The organism is Oscillibacter sp. 1-3, assembly GCF_000403435.2.
Lineage (GTDB): Bacteria > Bacillota > Clostridia > Oscillospirales > Oscillospiraceae > Oscillibacter.
This window is the reverse complement of sequence record NZ_KE159710.1, coordinates 217,215-235,438: the sequence shown is the minus strand read 5'-3', so window position 1 is coordinate 235,438 and position 18,224 is coordinate 217,215. Positions and strand designations below refer to the sequence as shown.

The following is an 18,224-nucleotide window of genomic DNA, read 5'->3' as shown; positions in this document are numbered from 1 at the left end:
TGCCGCTTCAAGATATTTCGCTTGAATTTTTAGCCGGTATGCGATATGATATTCATAAGCTGGAGGGGTAGAGATGGACATTCATAAAATTCAAACGCTGTTTCAAAATCGTTCTGTCAAATGGTCTACCCACTGTTTGGAACGGATGCAGGAGCGTGATATTTTAAGGGATGATGTAATCTCCTGCGTGCTTCGGGGAGAGATCATAGAGGACTACCCCAACGATTTCCCATACCCGAGTTGTTTGATTTTTGGATATACTACACAGGACAAGGTTCTCCATATTGTAATAGGGGCGGACGAAACCACCGCTTATGTCATTACCGCCTACTATCCCAGTACGGATAAATTCGAAGCCGATTTGAGAACCAGAAAGGAGCGTTGATTTATGTGTATGTTTTGTAAATGCGACACAGTGAAAGAATCTGTTACAACGCATGTGGTAAATTACAGAAATTGTATTATTGTAATCAAAAACGTTCCTTGCGAGGAATGTGAGCAATGTGGGGAAAAGTTTTACACAGATGAAGTTACCGAGCGTTTGGAAGAGCTGGTATCTGCGGCCAAACGGCTCATGCAGGAGGTCGCTGTGATTGACTATCAAAAGGCGGCGTGAGGTTTACCGGGTTTTTGCCGCTTCGGGAGCTGAAATACAGGGCTTTGAGTATGGGAAAAGCCAAGAGGCCAGAGGGAAAAGAGGCTGTTTGGGCTGCCGGATTCTTACCGCTTCCAGGCTGGGACTGGCTGTGAAGTGATGGGACTAACCGGGAGAACAGGGAAGCGGAATCGTTGACAAATGGGACTATTTGTGATATGTTAGCACTGCCTAATAGCGTGGCCCCATAAAGGTGAAGGACATGATTTTGAAGGAATCTCTGGAAGAGAAGCGGGCGGCGAATGCCAGGGCTGTGGAGGCCTTTGGCAGCAAACAGGACCCGGTGTAATTCTAAGACCAGCAGAACAGACGAGAGGACGGCCCCTGCCGCCCTCTCGTTTTGTTTATAGATTCACAATTTTTCCTAAGAACCTTGACAAACAGGGAGAAGTTGAGTAAAGTGGTTTCCGGAAAATATCGGCACAAAGGAGAAATGACCATGTATTGCATACAGAATGTTAACTCGGATCTGGTGTACGTAGGGGCCTCGGACCGACGCCTGGCCCTTTTTGAAAATGTCTATCCCATTCCCCGGGGTGTCAGCTATAACGCCTATCTGGTGCTGGACGAGAAGACCGTACTGCTGGACGCTGTGGAGGAGGCTGTGGCTGTGCGGTTCCAGGAGAACCTGGAGCACAGTCTGGGCGGACGTCCTCTGGACTACGTGGTGGTGAACCACATGGAGCCGGACCACAGCGCGTCCTTGGCCGGGGTTCTGCGCCGTTGGCCTGAGGCCCGGGTGGTGGGCAACGCCAAGACGCTCACCATGCTGGCTCAGTTCACCGGGGAGGATATTTCCAGCCGGGCTGTGGTGGTGAAGGAGGGGGATACCCTCTCCTCGGGGCGGCACACCTTCACCTTTGTCATGGCCCCCATGGTCCACTGGCCGGAGGTCATGGTGACCTATGATACCACGGACAAGATCCTCTTCTCCGCCGACGCCTTCGGCACCTTCGGGGCCCTCAGCGGCAACCTCTTTGCCGATCAGGTGGATTTTGAGCGGGACTGGCTGGACGACGCCCGCCGGTACTACACCAATATCGTCGGCAAGTACGGGATGCAGGTGCAGTCCCTGCTGAAAAAGGCCGCCGGACTGGAGATTTCCATGGTCTGCCCGCTGCATGGCCCCATCTGGCGGGAGAACATAGCCTGGTTCATTGAAAAGTATCAGATATGGAGCGCCTACACACCGGAGGACCGGGCGGTGGCCATCTTCACCGGCTCTGTCTACGGCAATACGGACAACGCCGCCGACATCCTGGCTGTACGGCTGGCGGAGAAGGGTGTGAGGAATATCGTTCAGTACGACGTGTCCCACATCCATGTGTCTCAGCTGGTGGCGGAGTGCTTCCGATGCAGTCACCTGGTGTTTGCCGCCGCTACTTATAACAACGGCATTTTCACGCCCATGGAGAACCTGCTACTGGATTTGAAAGCTCACAATCTGCAAGGCCGCACGGCGGCTGTGATTGAAAACGGCTCCTGGGGTCCCCAGGCCGGGAAGCTGATGCGGGAGATCCTCTCCGGAATGAAGAACATGACGGTGTTGGAGAGCGGCGTGACGGTGAAGTCCGCCGTGCAGGAGCCCCAGCGGGAGGCACTGCTGGCCCTGGCGGATACGATTGCGGCGGATCTGACTTAACAGACTGGAAAAGCGAGTACCGCCCGGAGACCTGTGCAGGTCTCCGGGCGGTACTGTTTTTCTTTGCGCCGGTCTATGGCCGTGCTGCAAAGCGGTTCTGCAGCTTTGCCCATTCATCTGGTTTGGCCAGTCATAGAGGAGGACCATAGGCTTGAGCCGTTTATAAAGCGCTGTGTAGCGGTTCGCAATTTCTGAGAGAGACGGTTCGCGGTGATCGAGAATATCGAGAAACCAGAGACCGTCCATGTGCTTTGCATACAGTCCAGCATGGGATTCGGCTGAGGGAATTTGAACTTTGGAAAAGAATTCGGAGCTGAACGCCTGGATGAACTTTGGACACGGAATTCCGTTTTGGGTCTTCGCTTTCAGACGATATGCGGGGGCTCCACTCCGTGTATTCGCTTTTACATAAGGCGGATTCCTCAGCGGCCAGCACGGCCTGCCCCACGCTGCCGGGGTAGTAAAAAATATTGAGGGCCATATCGTACCCGGTGCTTGCGTACTTCAAATCCAGCAGTCCGCTCACCGATTCCAAAAAATTGTATAAAACAGACCATTCTGTCTGGATGGGCCATTGAAAATCGAGCGTTTGATAAACGTTTGGCGACCTGTTGGACAGCGATATGACAGCCCGGCTGGTTTGGAGGTGCTGGGGACTGCTGTTTTCCAGTGTTAAACACTGGCTGTCCGCCTGTTCTCGTTTGTCAAATTCTCTGTAAAAAACCGTTTCCAGCTGCCTCGAAGATTCCGGATGTTGACATGGCCCAAGCCGCCCCGTTTTTTGCTGAACTTTGTATGTGATAGAATCAGAAATTGTTCCAGAATTGTTTCCAGCTTCAAAATGGTTTCGCTGTCAATTGGATCATCGAAATGGAGCATAGATCCCTTCCGAAGTCCGATTTTCTCAGTTTCCTCAAAAAACAGGTGATCCATCAATGGTCCATTTCCCTTTGGCACGACCCGGCAGTTTGTTGATTTGGGGAGAAAACAGAAGGAAAACCAGCTGCTGCTTTTCCCAACGCGTCTTTGCCGCTTTGGAGGAATTTACAGCAGGGTGATCCCCGCTTTTTCACAGCCCGCCACGGTTTCCCGATCCCACAGGCTGGCCTGGACTTCGCCGATGTGGCAGGTGCCCAGCAGCAGCATACAGAGGCGGGACTGGCCGATGCCGCCGCCCATAGACTGGGGAAGCTCACCGTTCAGCAGCATCTGGTGGAAGGGGAGGGAACGGCGGTGGTCGCAGCCGGCGGCGGTGAGCTGGCGGTCTAAGGCCGCAGCGTCTACCCGGATGCCCATGGAGGAGACCTCAAACTGGCTCTGGAGCACCGGGTTCCACATGAGAATGTCGCCGTTGAGCTCCCAGTCGTCATAGTCCGGGGCCCGGCCGTCGTGCTTGATGCCGGAGGCCAGGGTTTTGCCGATCTGCATCAAAAACACGGTGTGGTGTTCCTCGCAGACTGCCCGTTCCCGCTCGGAGGGGGTAAGGCTGGGGTAGCGGTCCTCCAGCTCCTGCGTGGTGATGAAGTATACGTCCCGGTCGGGCCGGAAGGTGAGGACGGGGTAGGCGTTCCGCAGGGCCGTGGCGGTGTCGCAGATGCAGCCTGCAATATCCCGCACGGTGTCTTTCAGATAGGGGACGGTGCGGTCCCGGGGGGAGATGTGCTTTTCCCAGTCCCACTGGTCCACATAGATGGAGTGGAGATTGTCCAGCTCCTCATCCCGGCGGATGGCGTTCATATCGGTGTAGAGCCCGGTGCCCTCCTGGAACTCATACCGTTTCAGGGCCAAACGCTTCCACTTGGCCAGGGAGTGGACCACCTGCCCTTCGGTTCCCACGTCGGGGATGTCGAAAGACACGGGGCGTTCCACGCCGTTGAGGTCGTCGTTCAAGCCGGTGGCGCCGTCCACAAACAGGGGGGCGGAGACCCGGTGCAGGTTCAGCCGCACGGTGAGGTTGTGCTGAAAGTCCGCGTGGATCAGCTCAATGGCCCGCTGGAGCTCATTGTTGGTCAGGGGCATTTTGTAGCCGGCGGGGATGGTGAGTCTGCTCATGTGATAAAACCAGTCCTTTATATGAATTTGGGGAATCAGAGGAAGAGGGCGGCCACTGCCGGGGTGACGTAGGCCTCCACAAAGGAGGCGATCAGCAGAAGGGGCACCAGAACCGACAGCAGCGTCTGGGAGGCCAGCGTCATGCACGCCCACAGGGAGCGGGCGCTCTGATCCTTCCGGCAGCGGCGGGTCAGCTGTCCGCAGATGTACAGCCCCGTGCCGAAGGCCAGAAACAGCGCCGGCAGCTCCAGGACCCCGTGGGGGAGCAGGGCGGCCAGATAGGCTAGAGGAGAGATCCCCTCCGCGGCATACCACGAAGCCATCACCCCCAGCATCATGGCGTTGACGCCCAGGGCCAGAGCAGGCAGCTGGATGAAGGGGAGCAGGCCGTAGAGCATGATGAAGGCGGTGGCCTGCACGTTGTTGAGAAACAGCGCCAGAACGGAGATCTTTCCGCTCTCGTTGGAGAGATTCTTACTGCTCAGAGTGGAAAACATCATCTGCACCAATTTGGCCCGCAGGTCCGGGAAGATGGCGCAGACAGCGAAAAACAGCGCCCAGATGGTGAGAAAGGCGATGGCGGAGCGCTTGACCTCCTCCTTGAGACCGTCGGTCCAGGCCTCCCGGAGGTCGCGCAGCGGGGAAGGAGAGAGGTTCATGCCCGCAGCTTCTCAAGCCCCGCCCGCAGGCGGCGCAGGGCCTCCTCCTGGCCTAGAATGTGGCAGATCTCCACCGCCCCGCCGGGGGTCACCAGCTTGCCGGCGGCGGCGATGCGGACGGGCCACATCAGCGTGGCGTTCTTCACGCCCAGGGACTCCGCCAGGGCAATGAGGCAGTCGTGGACCGACGTCTGCGTCCAGTCCGGCAGGGCCTCCAGGGCGGGGATGGCTGCCTCCAGCATCGCCTGACAGACCTCCGGGTTGGTCTTGGACTTCTTGTTGGTGAAGAATTCCACGCCGTAGTCCGGCGCCGCGTCAAAGAAGTCCACCTTTTCGGGGATGTCCGTCAGCTTCTCGCACCGGGCCTGAAGCAGGGCGGCCACGGCGGAGATGTCAATGGCGGGATTTTTTACCGTCTGACGGATATAGGGCTCCGCAGCCGCGGCAAATGCCGCCGGGGGCAGGGCGCGGAGGTAGGTGGCGTTGAAGTAGTCCAGCTTGGCCATGTCGAAAATGGCGGGGGATTTGGAGATGCCGGCGATGTCAAAGGCTTCCACCAGCTCTGAAAGGGAGAAGATCTCCTGTTCGCTGCGCTCGCCCTTGGGGGCCCAGCCCAGCAGGGCCACGTAGTTCAGCACGGCGGGGGTCAGGTACCCTCCGGCGATCAGGTCCTCGTAGGAGGGGTCCCCGTGGCGCTTGGACATCTTGTTGTGCTGGTCCCGCATGACGGGGGAGCAGTGGACATAGGTGGGAATGTCCCAGCCGAAGGCCTCGTACAGCAGATTATATTTGGGCGCGGAGCTCAAATATTCGCTGCCCCGCACCACGTGGGTGATGCCCATCAGATGATCGTCCACCACGTTGGCGAAGTTGTAGGTGGGCAGGCCGTCCCGTTTTAAGAGGACCTGGTCGTCCAGGGTTTTGTTCTCCACGGTGATGTCTCCGAAGCTGACGTCGTGAAAGGTGGTGGTTCCCTCCTGCGGGATGCGCTGGCGGATGACATAGGGTCTGCCGGCGTCCAGGTTGGCCTTGACCTCCTCCGGGGAAAGATCCCGGCAGGGGTCTGCGGCCCGGTCAAAGCTGCCGGAATCCTCCTCGGACTCGGTTTTCTCGCAGAAGCAGTAGTAGGCCGCGCCCTTCTCCACCAGCAGGTGGGCGTATTTGCCGTAGAGATCCCGCCGCTCCGACTGGATATAGGGGCCTACGGGGCCGCCTACGTCGGGGCCCTCGTCGTGGGTCAGGCCGCACTCACGCATGGTGCGGTAGATGACGTCGGTGGCGCCCTCCACCAGACGGCCCTGGTCCGTGTCCTCAATGCGGAGGATGAAGGTGCCGCGGCTGTGGCGGGCAATGAGCCAGGTGTACAGCGCAGTGCGCAGGTTGCCCACGTGCATATAGCCGGTGGGGGAGGGGGCGAAGCGGGTGCGGACTTTCCCCCTGGGAATCCGCTTCTCCATCTCCTCAAAAAAAGCGTGGTCAAGGACCATAAAAATACCTCCTGTTGGAAATTCGTCTCGACATACATTTGACATTATGGCGGTTTCGGCGTGGATTGTCAAGGCTGGGATCGCCCTGGAGATAGGTGTTTTTGCCGATTTTTCATCACCGCCGGGGAGGGGGGCGCTTCTGAGGACAGGCTTTGCTCCGTGAATCTCTCCAGCGAAAGGGCGTGCTTCTTCGCGGATTTTATGCAGGGACAGAGCCCCGCCCCTACAAAGCCGCGGCCGCAAAGCCAAAATCGCGGATGATAATGCAAGATTGGATACTGCCACGGCGAAATACAACTTGACATTCCTCTGATGAAGTGGTACAATACGCCAATAAAACCTTTGAGAAAGTGTAAGTAACGCTGGCAGGTACTCTTCAGAGAGCTCCGGATGGTGGAAGCGGAGCGGGGACGGTCGGCGGGAATGGGCTTTTGAGGGCGGACCGAACGGATGTCAAGTAGGCGAGCCGGAGGGGACTCCGTTATCAAATCCGGCGTATGTCTGTACGCCTTAAGCGGGCGTGGAAGTCACGCCAAGCCGGGTGGCACCGCAGAAGTGAGGAACCGCTTCTGTCCCAGCGCAAAATGCGGGGGACAGGGGCGCTTTTTGTTTGCCGTGTCCCAAAGAGGGCGCATATACTGTGAACAGACTCAGGACCTGCATGTATAGCCGGGGAATGCGGGATTGTCAAGGATTTTCCGGCAGACAGGGAAAATCGACGCAGTATGACGGGAAAAAGACCGCCAAAACAGAGTTCGGCGGCTGTGAATGCAGGTTCTTAAAATTTCCCGGCAAATCGGGCGTTCATTCCGAGCCTTTTCGTTGCCTAAACGAGAAGAACGTGGTACAATATCTACCGAATAAGCTCCGATAAACCCCAAAACGTTCACTCCGCCGCCGGACGGGCGGCGTCAAATCGCAGATACGAGGTGTCTAATTATGGAAAATCAAGAGCGGAAAAAGAGAGTGTTCAGCGGCATCCAGCCCAGCGGTGATCTGACCCTGGGCTCCTATATGGGCGCGATCAAGAACTGGGTGGCCATGCAGGACGAGTACGACTGCGTGTACTGCATCGTGGATATGCACGCCATCACCGTGCGCCAGAACCCCGCGGACCTGCGCCGCCGGGCGCTGGAGCAGCTGGCCCAGTATCTGGCCTGCGGCCTGGACCCGGAGAAGAGCATCCTGTTTGTCCAGAGCCATGTGCCCCAGCACGCGGAGCTGGGCTGGATTCTGGGCTGCTATACCCAGTTCGGCGAGCTGAGCCGCATGACCCAGTTCAAGCAGAAGTCCCAGCAGCACGCCGACAACATCACCGCAGGTCTTTTCACGTATCCGGTGCTGATGGCGGCGGACATCCTGCTCTATCAGGCGGACTTTGTGCCGGTGGGAGAGGACCAGCGCCAGCATGTGGAGCTGTGCCGGGACATCGCCCAGCGGTTCAACGGCGTGTACAGCGACACCTTCGTTCTGCCGGAGGCGTTTATCCCCCGAGTGGACCAGGGGGCCCGGGTCATGAGCCTGGGGAATCCGCTGAACAAGATGAGTAAATCCGATCCCGAGGGCTGCGTCAATCTGATGGACCCGCCGGAGGTGATCCAGCGGAAGTTCAAGCGGGCCGTCACCGACAGCGAGACCAGCGTCCGCTACGACAAGGAGAACAAGCCGGGCGTGTCCAACCTGCTGACGATTTACTGCGCCGCCACGGGCAAAAGTCTGGAGGAGGCCGAGGCGGCCTTTGCCGGTCAGGGCTACGGCGTGTTCAAGCCCGCCGTGGGTGATGCGGTGATCGAGCTGCTGCGCCCCATCCGGGAGGAGGCGGCCCGCCTGATGAAGGATAAGGCCCATCTGGAGAGCGTCTACCGGGAGGGGGCCCAGCGGGCCGGCCGCGTGGCTCAGCGGACGCTGGACAAGGTCCACCGCAAGGTCGGCTTCATTGCCCGCTGAGAGGGGCGCGCCATGGCTTTTCAAACACAGTCGGTGGCCTATGTGGTGCTGGCCCTGCTGGCGGCTCTGGTGGTCAGCTTTCTGATGACCCCGGTGGTGAAATCCTTTGCCTACAAGGTGGGGGCCATCGACGTGCCGAAGGACGACCGCCGGATGCATAAGGAGCCCATTCCCCGCCTGGGAGGACTGGCCATCTTCTTTGGCTTTATGGTCAGCATTCTGCTCTTTGTGGAGATTACGCCGGAGATGCGCAGCATCCTTCTGGGCGGGGCCATCATCGTGGTGCTGGGAGTGGTGGACGACATTATGGCCCTGCCCGCCATGCTGAAATTTGTGATCCAGATCGTGGCCGCCCTGATCCCCACCCTGAACGGCGTGGTAATCCAGGCCTTCTCCAATCCCAATATCTTCTCGGATAATCTCTACTGGGTCCTGGGCTGGCTGTCCGTGCCCTTCACGGTGCTGTGGATCGTGGCCATCACCAACGCTGTGAACCTCATTGACGGCCTGGACGGACTGGCGGACGGCGTGTCCGCCATCTCCGCCACCACGGTGCTGGTCATCGCCTTGATGGCATCGGAGATTCAGGTGGCCATCGTTATGGCGGCCCTGGTGGGGGCCTGTGTGGGCTTTATGCCCTACAATCTGAATCCGGCCAAAATGTTTATGGGGGACACCGGGGCCACCTTCCTGGGGTATATTCTGGCCACCATGTCCATCCAGGGCCTTTTCAAGTTTTACGCGGTGATTTCCTTCGCGGTGCCCTTCCTGATTCTGGGCCTGCCTATTTTTGACACCGCCTTTGCCTTTATCCGCCGCATTGCCCACGGTCAAAGCCCCATGCACGCCGACCGGGGCCACATCCACCACCGGCTCATCGACATGGGACTGAGCCAGAAGCAGGCGGTGGCCACGTTGTACGTCATCTCCGCCATTCTGGGTCTCTCCGCCGTGGTGCTGACCACCGGCGGGGAGCAGAAGGCCATGCTGCTGTTTGCCGCGCTGTGCATTGTGGGAGCGGTGGCCGCCCGGGTGGTGTTTCCCAAGGAGCTCCGGGAGGAGCTCCAGGAAGAGCTGGAGGAGCTGAAAGACCATGGGCATCGCGAGGAAGAGAAGAAAGACGAGGATTCTTAAAAATGGACAAGCTGCGTATTTTGAGTGTCTTCGGCACCCGGCCGGAGGCCATAAAGATGTGTCCGCTGGTAAAGGAGCTGGCATCCCGTCCGGGGGTCGAGAGCCTCTGCTGTGTCACCGCCCAGCACCGGCAGATGCTGGACAGCGTGCTGGATGTCTTTGACGTGAAGCCGGACTGGGATCTGGACATCATGACCCCGCGGCAGACGCTGTCCACCATCACCAGCAAGTGCCTCACCGGCATGGACGAGGCGCTGGAGGCGTTGAAGCCGGACATGGTGCTGGTCCATGGGGATACCTCCACCACCTTTGCCGGAGCCCTGTCCGCCTTTTACCACCAGATTCCTGTGGGTCACGTGGAGGCGGGCTTGCGGACGTATGACAAGTACTCTCCCTTTCCGGAGGAGATGAACCGCCTGCTGGTCTCCGGCATTGCGGAGCTGTATTTTTGCCCCACCGAAGGAAACCGGGAGAACCTGATGCGGGAGGGGCACAGGGAAAATCTCTTCATCACCGGCAACACAGTGATCGACGCCCTGCGGACCACCGTGCGGGAGGATTACCGCTTTTCAACGGAGGAGCTGAACCGGCTGCCCTACGGAGAGAAGAAGGTCATCCTGGTAACCTGCCACCGGCGGGAGAACTACGGTGAACCCATGAAAAATATCATGCTGGCCCTGCGGCAGATCGCGGAGCAGCGCCCGGACGTGGAGCTGGTGTATCCCGTCCACCTGAGCCCGGTGGTTCGGGAGGCGGTGGACAAGTACCTCCGGGGCGCGCCCCGAGTCCACCTGATCGATCCCCTGCCCGCCGATGAGATGCACAACCTGATGGCCCGGTGTTATCTGGTGCTGACGGACTCCGGCGGCCTGCAGGAGGAGGCGCCCGCCCTGGGAAAGCCCGTCTTGGTGATGCGCCGGGAGACGGAGCGGCCCGAGGCTGTGGCCGCCGGGACCGTAAAGCTGGCCGGGGTGGTACAGGACGACATTGTCACCATGGCGGAGCGGCTGATCTGTGACAAAGCCGCCTATGACCGGATGGCCCACGCCGTCAACCCCTACGGCGACGGCCAGGCCTGCCGCCGCATTGCCGACGCCATCGAGTGGCGGTACGGCCTGCGGAAGGAGCGGCCGGAGGACTACAGGGCCTAAGCGCACGAACAAGAGGAGGGAAGAGATGGATAAGCGGTGGCGGAGCCAAATTACGGCGGCCTTTCTGGCGGTTACCGTGCTTGTGATCGCGGTGATGCTCAGCGGCACGCTGCACCGCACCTCCCATATCACCCTGCCCTCCAGTGAGCAGACGCCGGGTCAGGCCGCCGTGACCAGAGACGCGCTGACGGTGGTGGAGGTGACGCCGGAGACGGTCCAGACAGCCGTCGCCACACTCTCCCGGCCCCAGGAGTACCGCCGCACGGTGACGGTGGAGCAGCTCTGGACGGGCGGCAGCGGCACATACGAGACGTCGGCGGCGGTCAGCGGCGGCTGGACCCGGACAGACAGGACACTGGCCGGGGGCCGGGTTCGCCACACCATCACCGACGGGGAGACCACCTATATTTGGTATGACAGTGAGACGGAGGTCTGCACCGTAGCGGCGGGGGGGATCTCCGCCGACAACGAGCAGACCATCCCCACCTATGAGGAGATCCTGGACCTGCGGTTGGAGTCCATCGCCGCGGCGGATTACCGGACCATCTCCGGCGTCAACTGTATCTACGTGGAGACGGCGGAGGACCCGGACGGGTATGTTCTACGGTACTGGGTCAGCGTGGACACGGGGCTGCTGACAGTTTCGGAACGGATGCTGAACGGAGAGCCGGTCTACCGCATGGCGGCTTTGTCGCTGGACCAGGACCTCCCCACCGCGGAGGACTTCACCCTGCCGGACGGCACGATGCTTTTGGAAGCGGAATAAAGCCAGCCGGAGCCGCAGGCTCCGGCTGGCTTTATAGTCGGTGAAATCGAAAAACGGCCGCTTTCAGCGGCTTTAGGAAATTCTGCCGCCGCGTGTTAATCAGGTCTGCCGGTTATAAGATGAGAAGCAGTCCCAGGGCCACCAGCAGCTCCTCATCCGCCTCCTCCCTGGAGAGGAAGAACAGGAGGCCCAGCAGCAGCAGGTCGCCGGTGTCCACATTGTTCAGATGCAGCTGGTCCAGAATGTGCCGGAGAAAGCCGGTCAGCCCGTCGGCGGCCTGCCCTGGTGGCGGCCTGCCCGGCCCCGCCGGCCGCTCCTGCTTTGGCGGCGGAGGCGGTGGCGGAGGAGGGGAACCGCCGGACGGCGGAGGCGGCGGTGGTTCCGGCTGGGGCGGAGGGGGAGCATGGGGCTCCTCCTCCGGCATCCGGGTGTAGGTGCCGTTATCGTTGCGGATATAGCGGTTATACATTCCTCACCCCTCCCATCCGGACAGAAACTTCTTTCCCAGGTGGAACAGCCGGGCCAGCTGGAGGGCCCGTTCCACCTTGTTCTGCTTCTCCTCCTTCAGATAGGGCCGCAGGGCGTAGAGCAGCGCTCGGGCGTTGCTGTCCCGCTGGCCGCCCAGCTCCTGGACCAGAGGCAGAAGCCGGGTGAGCAGCTTGGGGTCCATTCCCCCGGCCAGGGAGGAGAGGGAGGAGAACAGGTCTCCGCCCCCCATAGGCGGCGGTGCGGCGGCCTGCTGGGGCGGAGGCGGCGGGGAAGCGGACGGCGCCTCCTGTCCCGGCCCGGGCCCGGAGAGGGACTGGGCCAGCTGCATGATCTGGGACATGGCGTCCGGATTGGACAGGATACTGTTCAGCTTATCGTCAAATTCCGCCATATCCTCCACCCCTTTGCCGGATTATTTCTGGACCGCCTTGTTGATCCGTTCCACCAGGTCGGCCCCTTCGGGGCTCTGCATTACCTGGTTTACCATCTTTACCATCTCCTCGGGCCGCCCCTTGGCGGCGGACTGTACCGCCCGCTGCAGAGCGGCGCCCTGGTCGCCCTGGGTCAGCATCTGCATCAGGGCCTGCCCGTCCTGGGACTGCATCAGTGCCCGCAGCATGGCGGGGTTGCCTTTCAGCTGGTTTACCAGCCGGCTGGTCTTGTCATCCATAAGAACATCCTCCAAACGGTGGTTTTTATCCAGTATATGAGGGAGGGCGCGAAAATGTGCCTGCGGATCTCCGCAGGCACATTCCTCTTAGAACCTGTATTCGCAGGCGTTGAACGCCGGCTGGCCGGGTCTTTTGCCGCCCTGCCGCGTTAAAAATCTTGAATTACACCAAGTATTCCTGCGATTCTTTGCCTTACCGGACTGCACCCCCTCGTCCATGCGACATTCCCCGCCTATGAATACAGCTTCTTATTTTTGCGCCTTTGCCGTGTCGCAGTCCCCGGCCAGGGGACAGCCCTGGCATTTGGGAGACCGGGCGGTGCAGGTATCGCGGCCGAAGAGCACCATCCTGTGGCAGAAGTTGTTGGACTCCACCGGCGGAATGGCCAGCCGCAGCTGTTTTTCCACCTGGAGGGGGTCCTTGGAGCCGTCGGTGATCCCCAGCCGCCCGGTGATGCGGATGCAGTGGGTGTCGCAGACGTAGCCCTCCTGACCGAAGATGTCCCCCAGAATCAGGTTGGCGGTCTTACGGCCCACGCCGGGGAGGCTGGTCAGCTCCTCCATGGTGCCGGGGACCCTGCCGCCGAAATCGTCGATCAGCCGCCGGGCGCAGCCCACGATGTCCCGGGCCTTGCCGTTGAAGAACCCGCAGGAGCGGATGTATTCCCCTACCTCCGCCGGGTCGGCCTCCGCGAAGCTCTCCAGAGTGGGGAAGCGGGCGTACAGAGCCGGTGTCACTTGATTTACCCGGGCATCGGTGCACTGGGCGGAGAGCCGCACGGCGAAGAGCAGCTCGTAGTCCTTCTCGTATTGCAGGGAGCACAGGGCGTCGGGGTAGATGCCCTTTAGGGTCTCAATGATGCGCTTGACAGCGGCCTTGGATTTCATATTCGTCACCTCACGATGACAGGATACCATAAAATTCGACCCTTGGCGAGAGAAATATTGAATTTTTTTAATTGGGCAAAGCTCCCTGTGAAAAAGAGTGGAATCTCCCGGTAAATTGTGGTATAATCCACTGGTAGCCTTATGACAGCCATTTTGGAGGGGATTTGGGTGAACAAAAAAATGGTTTTCGGGATTCTGGTCACAGTTGCGGAATTTGTGTTTTCTGCATTCTGCTTCATTTACACGATTATGAATCCCTGCATTTACAATGGGATTGGCGGCTTAATGGGTTCCTTCCTGGGAGCGGATACCCTGGTCCCATTTATTGTTTCGACTGTTGTGATGTGTATCGGCCTCTTGCTTTGTTTTGTGGAGGCATACCGGAAAGACTAAAACAGGAGGGAGGTCTCCCTATGCAGCGCCCCCTGGCGGATGAGATCCGCCCCCAGACACTGGACCAGGTGGTGGGACAGCGCCATATCCTGGCCCCCGGCGCGGTGCTCCGCCGCCTGATCGAGAGCGGCACCGATGCCAATATGGTCTTTTACGGCCCCTCCGGAACCGGAAAGACCACCATCGCCAATATTATCGCGGAGCGGACGCAGAAGACACTGTACCGCCTCAACGCCACCACGGCGTCCCTCCAGGACATCAAGGACATCATCGGCGACGTGGGAACCCTGCTGGCCCCCGGCGGCGTGCTGCTGTACCTGGACGAGATCCAGTACTTCAACAAAAAGCAGCAGCAGAGCCTGCTGGAGTTTATGGAAAACGGCAAGCTGACCCTGATCGCCTCCACCACAGAGAACCCCTATTTTTATGTCTACAGTGCCCTCCTCAGCCGCAGTACGGTGTTTGAGTTCAAATCCGTCTCCCCGGCGGAGGCGGAGCCCGCCGTGGCGCGGGCCCTGGAGATTGAGAAGGAGCGCAGTCCTCTGCCCCTTGCCTGGGAGGAGGGGGTGCCCCTCCATATCGCCACCGCCTGCGGCGGCGATGTGCGCAAGGCCATCAACGCCGTGGAGCTCCTCTGTCAGGCGGCGGTGCCGGAGAAGGGGAAGCTCCGTCTGACGCTGGAGGACGCTGCTCAGGTCTCCCAGCGCAGCGCCATGCGCTATGACAAGGGAGGCGATGCCATGTACGACATCGCCTCCGCCCTGATGAAATCCCTTCGGGGCAGCGATCCCGACGCGGCCCTCCACTACCTGGCCCGCTTTCTGGAGGCCGGGGACCTGGTGACGCCCTGCCGCCGCCTCCTCTGCTCCGCCAGCGAGGATGTGGGCATGGCGTATCCCCAGGCCGTGGCGATTGTGAAGGCCTGCGTGGATACCGCCATGCAGCTTGGGCTCCCGGAGGCCCAGCTGCCCCTGGCCCAGGCGGCGGTGCTGCTGGCCACGGCCCCCAAGTCCAACAGCGTGATCGAGGGCATCGGCAGGGCCCGGGCGGACGTGAAGGCGGGCCGCACCGGAGACGTGCCCCGGCAGCTTCAGAATGTCCACGCCGACACCACCGGTTTTGACAACCGGCAGCACTACCTGTATCCCCACAATTTCACCGGCCATTGGGTGGACCAGCAGTACTTGCCCGACGCCTTAAAGGGCGTGAAATACTACGAGTTCGGGGACAATAAGACGGAGCAGGCGGCAAAGGCCTATTGGGAGAAGCTCAAGGGGAAGGAGCTGTGAACACCGTCTCCACCGGTTCCTTCTCATATCCCGGCGGAGAGTAGGTCCAGCGTTCCAGCCGCCCGTCGGTGATCTGATAGCGCAGGGGCTCCGGCGTATCCAGCGGAGGCAGCTTCTCGATCACCTGGAGCTTGATCTTCATCCGCTCTGCACGGATGCTCTTGATAAAGACCGACACCCCGTCTCCGGGAGACAGGTCCTCCCGGCTGTCCGCCAGACCGGAGAGGTTGGGGGCCAGTTCAATGAAGCTGCCGTACTCCTTGACGCTGCGGATGATGCCCCGCACGGTCTCCCCCGGGGCAAAGCGGCTGGCGTTCTCCATCCAGGTGCCCAGCAGCTCCCGCATGGTCATGGTGATCCGGCGGTTCTCCCGGTCAAAGGACCGCACCGCCGCCAGAATCTTCTGCCCTTCCCGCAGGCGGACGCCGGGGTGGCTGATGCGGGAGACGGAGATCAGCTCAATGGGCAAAATGGCGATGATGCCGCAGCCAATGTCCAAAAATGCCCCATAGGGTTCCAGCCGGGTCACCCGGCAGGTGAGTACCATTCCCGGCTCCAGATTTTCAAGAAACCAGTCCATGGCGGTCTCCTGGGCGGCCCTGCGGCTGAGAAGGGCCTCCGGTGCGCCCTTTTCGTCGGCCTGGAGACTTTCGACCTTGAAGCAGGCCGGCTTTCCAACCCGGGACAGGACAGCGATGTCCCTGCCGGCCCCGTTGATCCAGGGGGCGATGGCCTCCGGCCGGAAGATCCGGCCCGGGATGCCGCTCAGGTCGATATGTAGGGTATGGCTGGTGTCGCACCGCTGGACGGGGGCCTCCAACACAGCGCCGCTTTCCAGGGCCTCCCGCAGGCGGTCGAGGGTGAGGCGGATAGGAGGGCGAAGGCCCTCCGGGAGAAACAGCTTGTTTTCCGGCATATTGATCGCATCCTATCTGCCGCCAGGCGCGGCGTTTTTATATGAGACAGTATATGCGAAAGTGATGACAGGAGGAACCGTATGGACTTGCGTCTGCACGACAAAGTGGAGTTGAAAAAGCCCCATCCTTGCGGGAGCACCCAGTGGGAGATCCTGCGGGTGGGGATGGACATCAAGCTGAAATGCCTGGGCTGCGGCCATGAGCTGATGGTGCCCCGGTCCAAGGCGGAGAAGAGCATCCGAAAAATCCTGATGGAGGGGGAGAGGCTATGAGAGGAAAGATGAAGCGCGTGATGGCGCTTGTGCTGGTGGCGGTGTTGCTGCTGGCCCTGGTGGCCTCGGCGCTGATGCCGTTTGTGCGCTGAGGTACATCGAAAAAAGAGCCGCTTTCGCGGCTCTTTTTGTCTTTGGTCTGGGCATTGTTTGAAAGATGGCAAGACGCCGTCTTTGGCGCATTTTTTCCGCTGAGGACCGCGCGCAATCCGTCAGAATTCCTGCGCCAAAACGCCCTGTTCAGCGCAAAAATCTGCGCCAGTCCGTCTTTCCGCCGATTTTCAAAGCCTCTACATAAATGTACAGAGCAGGATGGGGAAGAAAATGGCGGGCACCAGATTCATTACCTTGATCTTCGTCAGACCAAGCATATTTAAGGACAGGGCCACAATGAGCAGCGATCCCACGCAGGTCATCTCGGCAATGACAGCGTCCCCCAAAAAGGGGGAGAGGACGGAGGCCAGCAGGGAGATGCTCCCCTGGTACAAAAGCAGCGCCGCAGCGGAGAAGGCCACGCCGACACCTAAGGAGGAGGCGAAGACAATAGAGCTGATGCCGTCCAGCAGGGATTTGGCCTGGAGGGTTTCGTAGTTCCCCGTAAGGCCGTTTTCCAGCGCTCCCACAATGGACATGGCTCCCACGCAGAAGAGGAGACTGGCGGTGACAAAGCCCTCCGACACGGAGGCGCCGCCTTCGCCCCGTGTCAGACGGGCCGTTTTTCTCTGCACCCAGTCGCCCAACGCGCTCATTCGCCGGTCCAGGTCCAGCAGCTCGCCAGTAATGGCCCCCGCCACCATGGAGAGGATGGCGGTCAGGGTATTGCTGCCTTTCAGAGAGCCGCTGACGCCGATGTAAAGGACACACAGGGCCACACCGTTCATGATGATGCTCTGGAGCCGCTGCCCAAGGGCGGCGCTCCCGGCGGGGAGGCGGGAGGAGAAATGGGCCGCCAGCCATTTCAGCAGCAGTCCCGCCATGGAGCCGGCCAAGACCGCCAGGGCGTTGATGATGGTACCTGTCAGCATATGGATTCTCTCTCTTTCTGATTCAGAATGTCCCGTACCACTACGCTGCCCAGCAGCAGTCCCGCCGCGGCGGGTAGCCAGGGATTGCTGGCGGGGACGCTGCGCCGCCCCGGCGGCGGAGCCTCCAGCTGGCGGGATGGGGCGGCCTGCTCTGGGCTGAATACCACCCTTTGGTGGAGAATGCCCCGGTTTCGCAGCTCCTTCCGCATGACCCGGGCCAGGGGACAGCCGTAGGTTTCGGAGATGTCCGCCGCCCGCAAAAGTGTGGGGTCCAGCTTATTGCCGGTGCCCAGGGCCATGATGAGGGGGATGTCCAGCCGCCGGGCGGTTTCCGCCAGGTCCAGCTTGCAGCTCACAAGGTCAATGGCGTCCACGATGTAGTCGTAACGGCATCCGGCGGGGAAGAAATCCTCCCGGTGGGCGGCGTCATAGACAGCGTGGATGGGGTGGAGGACGGCCTCCGGATGGATGTCCCGGATGCGGGCGGCTGCGGCCGCCGCTTTGGGTTGGCCCACAGTGGACCACAGCGCCTCCAGCTGCCGGTTCAGGTTGGTGACAGAGATGGTGTCGCTGTCCACCAGCGTCAGCTCCCCGACGCCGGAGCGGGCCAGACACTCAGCGGCGTAACTGCCCACGCCGCCCAGGCCGAAGACGATGACGTGGGCGGCGGTGAGCCGCTGCTGGCCCTCCCGGCCCCACAGCATCTCATTGCGCAGGAATTGCTCGTTCATAGACGGCCTCCGTAAAAACGGGACGGCCGCAGGCCGTCCCGTTATCCAAAGAATTCG

Annotated in this window: 20 protein-coding genes; 10 read left to right on the top strand and 10 right to left on the bottom strand. The window is 60.4% G+C overall.

Going from position 1 to position 18,224, the window contains the following annotated elements:
* Positions 1-73 precede the first annotated feature (73 nt).
* From C816_RS17015 to C816_RS17005, 3 genes are all read left to right on the top strand, one after another.
* Positions 74-385: a DUF4258 domain-containing protein gene (locus C816_RS17015; RefSeq protein ID WP_016323652.1), complete on the top strand. Its 312-nt coding sequence runs from the start codon at positions 74-76 to the stop codon at positions 383-385.
* A gap of 3 nt (positions 386-388) precedes the next feature.
* A complete protein-coding gene (locus tag C816_RS17010) occupies positions 389-616 on the top strand; it encodes a type II toxin-antitoxin system MqsA family antitoxin (RefSeq protein ID WP_016323651.1) in 228 nt (75 codons plus the stop codon).
* Positions 617-1,094: 478 nt separating this feature from the next.
* Positions 1,095-2,297, top strand: coding sequence for an FprA family A-type flavoprotein (locus C816_RS17005; protein ID WP_016323650.1), 1,203 nt, complete (start codon positions 1,095-1,097; stop codon positions 2,295-2,297).
* A 1,044-nt stretch (positions 2,298-3,341) separates the two neighbouring features.
* On the opposite strand, the gene asnA is transcribed toward C816_RS17005, so the two are convergent.
* The 3 genes from asnA to gltX are packed head-to-tail and all read right to left on the bottom strand — an operon-like array spanning position 3,342 to position 6,495.
* Positions 3,342-4,349, bottom strand: coding sequence for an aspartate--ammonia ligase (asnA, locus tag C816_RS16995; protein WP_016323648.1), 1,008 nt, complete (start codon positions 4,347-4,349; stop codon positions 3,342-3,344).
* A 35-nt stretch (positions 4,350-4,384) separates the two neighbouring features.
* Positions 4,385-5,008 carry a stage II sporulation protein M gene (locus C816_RS16990; protein WP_016323647.1) on the bottom strand — a complete coding sequence of 208 codons (624 nt, stop codon included), beginning with the start codon at positions 5,006-5,008 and terminating at the stop codon, positions 4,385-4,387.
* Positions 5,005-6,495, bottom strand: coding sequence for a glutamate--tRNA ligase (gene gltX, locus C816_RS16985; RefSeq protein WP_016323646.1), 1,491 nt, complete (start codon positions 6,493-6,495; stop codon positions 5,005-5,007). Before gltX ends, C816_RS16990 begins: the two co-directional genes overlap by 4 nt.
* Before the next feature lie 939 nt (positions 6,496-7,434).
* Here gltX and trpS point away from each other — a divergent pair.
* Genes trpS through C816_RS16965 form a run of 4 tightly spaced genes read left to right on the top strand, consistent with a single transcriptional unit; the run spans position 7,435 to position 11,493 of the window.
* A complete protein-coding gene (trpS, locus tag C816_RS16980; RefSeq protein ID WP_016323644.1) occupies positions 7,435-8,442 on the top strand; it encodes a tryptophan--tRNA ligase in 1,008 nt (335 codons plus the stop codon).
* A gap of 12 nt (positions 8,443-8,454) precedes the next feature.
* Entirely contained in the window at positions 8,455-9,576 is a 1,122-nt protein-coding gene (locus tag C816_RS16975) for an MraY family glycosyltransferase (protein ID WP_016323643.1), read from the top strand.
* A gap of 2 nt (positions 9,577-9,578) precedes the next feature.
* Positions 9,579-10,727, top strand: a complete 1,149-nt coding sequence (gene wecB, locus C816_RS16970) for a non-hydrolyzing UDP-N-acetylglucosamine 2-epimerase (protein WP_016323642.1) — start codon at positions 9,579-9,581, stop codon at positions 10,725-10,727.
* Positions 10,728-10,752: 25 nt separating this feature from the next.
* A complete protein-coding gene (locus C816_RS16965; protein ID WP_016323641.1) occupies positions 10,753-11,493 on the top strand; it encodes a hypothetical protein in 741 nt (246 codons plus the stop codon).
* 112 nt (positions 11,494-11,605) lie between these two features.
* Here the strand turns inward: C816_RS16965 and C816_RS16960 are convergent, their stop codons facing one another.
* The 4 genes from C816_RS16960 to nth all read right to left on the bottom strand — a co-directional run bounded on the left by C816_RS16960 (position 11,606) and on the right by nth (position 13,540).
* On the bottom strand, positions 11,606-11,962 hold the full coding sequence (locus C816_RS16960; protein WP_016323640.1) for a hypothetical protein: 357 nt from the start codon (positions 11,960-11,962) through the stop codon (positions 11,606-11,608).
* A gap of 3 nt (positions 11,963-11,965) precedes the next feature.
* Positions 11,966-12,373: a hypothetical protein gene (locus tag C816_RS16955; RefSeq protein WP_016323639.1), complete on the bottom strand. Its 408-nt coding sequence runs from the start codon at positions 12,371-12,373 to the stop codon at positions 11,966-11,968.
* Positions 12,374-12,394: 21 nt separating this feature from the next.
* Positions 12,395-12,652, bottom strand: a complete 258-nt coding sequence (locus C816_RS16950; RefSeq protein WP_016323638.1) for a hypothetical protein — start codon at positions 12,650-12,652, stop codon at positions 12,395-12,397.
* A gap of 249 nt (positions 12,653-12,901) precedes the next feature.
* A complete protein-coding gene (gene nth, locus C816_RS16945) occupies positions 12,902-13,540 on the bottom strand; it encodes an endonuclease III domain-containing protein (RefSeq protein WP_016323636.1) in 639 nt (212 codons plus the stop codon).
* Positions 13,541-13,708: 168 nt separating this feature from the next.
* Between nth and C816_RS16940 the strand changes: the two genes are divergently transcribed.
* Together C816_RS16940 and C816_RS16935 are read left to right on the top strand one after the other, a co-directional pair.
* Positions 13,709-13,933 (top strand): hypothetical protein, encoded by a 225-nt coding sequence (locus C816_RS16940; protein ID WP_242832237.1) that lies wholly within the window; start codon positions 13,709-13,711, stop codon positions 13,931-13,933.
* Between the two features lie 20 nt (positions 13,934-13,953).
* Positions 13,954-15,222, top strand: a complete 1,269-nt coding sequence (locus C816_RS16935) for a replication-associated recombination protein A (RefSeq protein WP_016323634.1) — start codon at positions 13,954-13,956, stop codon at positions 15,220-15,222.
* Here the strand turns inward: C816_RS16935 and C816_RS16930 are convergent.
* The gene (locus C816_RS16930; protein WP_016323633.1) at positions 15,203-16,138 is read right to left on the bottom strand and encodes a S1 RNA-binding domain-containing protein; all 936 of its coding nucleotides are present in this window, start codon (positions 16,136-16,138) and stop codon (positions 15,203-15,205) included. The two genes, C816_RS16935 and C816_RS16930, sit on opposite strands and share 20 nt — an antisense overlap.
* 81 nt (positions 16,139-16,219) lie before the next feature.
* Between C816_RS16930 and C816_RS16925 the strand changes: the two genes are divergently transcribed.
* The gene (locus C816_RS16925) at positions 16,220-16,411 is read left to right on the top strand and encodes a DUF951 domain-containing protein (RefSeq protein ID WP_016323632.1); all 192 of its coding nucleotides are present in this window, start codon (positions 16,220-16,222) and stop codon (positions 16,409-16,411) included.
* A gap of 290 nt (positions 16,412-16,701) precedes the next feature.
* On the opposite strand, the gene C816_RS16920 is transcribed toward C816_RS16925, so the two are convergent.
* Complete coding sequence (locus tag C816_RS16920; RefSeq protein ID WP_040656087.1) at positions 16,702-17,433, bottom strand: DUF554 domain-containing protein; 732 nt, start codon at positions 17,431-17,433, stop codon at positions 16,702-16,704.
* Complete coding sequence (locus tag C816_RS16915) at positions 17,430-18,167, bottom strand: tRNA threonylcarbamoyladenosine dehydratase (protein WP_016323629.1); 738 nt, start codon at positions 18,165-18,167, stop codon at positions 17,430-17,432. Before C816_RS16915 ends, C816_RS16920 begins: the two co-directional genes overlap by 4 nt.
* Between the last annotated feature and the right edge of the window lie 57 nt (positions 18,168-18,224).

Excerpts from the sequence above, each read along its gene's own strand:
- C816_RS17015 (WP_016323652.1), top strand. The coding sequence starts at position 74 with ATGGACATTCATAAAATTCAAACGCTGTTTCAAAATCGTTCTGTCAAA.
- C816_RS17010 (WP_016323651.1), top strand. The coding sequence starts at position 389 with ATGTGTATGTTTTGTAAATGCGACACAGTGAAAGAATCTGTTACAACG.
- C816_RS17005 (WP_016323650.1), top strand. The coding sequence starts at position 1,095 with ATGTATTGCATACAGAATGTTAACTCGGATCTGGTGTACGTAGGGGCC.
- asnA (WP_016323648.1), bottom strand. The coding sequence starts at position 4,349 with ATGAGCAGACTCACCATCCCCGCCGGCTACAAAATGCCCCTGACCAAC.
- C816_RS16990 (WP_016323647.1), bottom strand. The coding sequence starts at position 5,008 with ATGAACCTCTCTCCTTCCCCGCTGCGCGACCTCCGGGAGGCCTGGACC.
- gltX (WP_016323646.1), bottom strand. The coding sequence starts at position 6,495 with ATGGTCCTTGACCACGCTTTTTTTGAGGAGATGGAGAAGCGGATTCCC.
- trpS (WP_016323644.1), top strand. The coding sequence starts at position 7,435 with ATGGAAAATCAAGAGCGGAAAAAGAGAGTGTTCAGCGGCATCCAGCCC.
- C816_RS16975 (WP_016323643.1), top strand. The coding sequence starts at position 8,455 with ATGGCTTTTCAAACACAGTCGGTGGCCTATGTGGTGCTGGCCCTGCTG.
- wecB (WP_016323642.1), top strand. The coding sequence starts at position 9,579 with ATGGACAAGCTGCGTATTTTGAGTGTCTTCGGCACCCGGCCGGAGGCC.
- C816_RS16965 (WP_016323641.1), top strand. The coding sequence starts at position 10,753 with ATGGATAAGCGGTGGCGGAGCCAAATTACGGCGGCCTTTCTGGCGGTT.
- C816_RS16960 (WP_016323640.1), bottom strand. The coding sequence starts at position 11,962 with ATGTATAACCGCTATATCCGCAACGATAACGGCACCTACACCCGGATG.
- C816_RS16955 (WP_016323639.1), bottom strand. The coding sequence starts at position 12,373 with ATGGCGGAATTTGACGATAAGCTGAACAGTATCCTGTCCAATCCGGAC.
- C816_RS16950 (WP_016323638.1), bottom strand. The coding sequence starts at position 12,652 with ATGGATGACAAGACCAGCCGGCTGGTAAACCAGCTGAAAGGCAACCCC.
- nth (WP_016323636.1), bottom strand. The coding sequence starts at position 13,540 with ATGAAATCCAAGGCCGCTGTCAAGCGCATCATTGAGACCCTAAAGGGC.
- C816_RS16935 (WP_016323634.1), top strand. The coding sequence starts at position 13,954 with ATGCAGCGCCCCCTGGCGGATGAGATCCGCCCCCAGACACTGGACCAG.
- C816_RS16930 (WP_016323633.1), bottom strand. The coding sequence starts at position 16,138 with ATGCCGGAAAACAAGCTGTTTCTCCCGGAGGGCCTTCGCCCTCCTATC.
- C816_RS16925 (WP_016323632.1), top strand. The coding sequence starts at position 16,220 with ATGGACTTGCGTCTGCACGACAAAGTGGAGTTGAAAAAGCCCCATCCT.
- C816_RS16915 (WP_016323629.1), bottom strand. The coding sequence starts at position 18,167 with ATGAACGAGCAATTCCTGCGCAATGAGATGCTGTGGGGCCGGGAGGGC.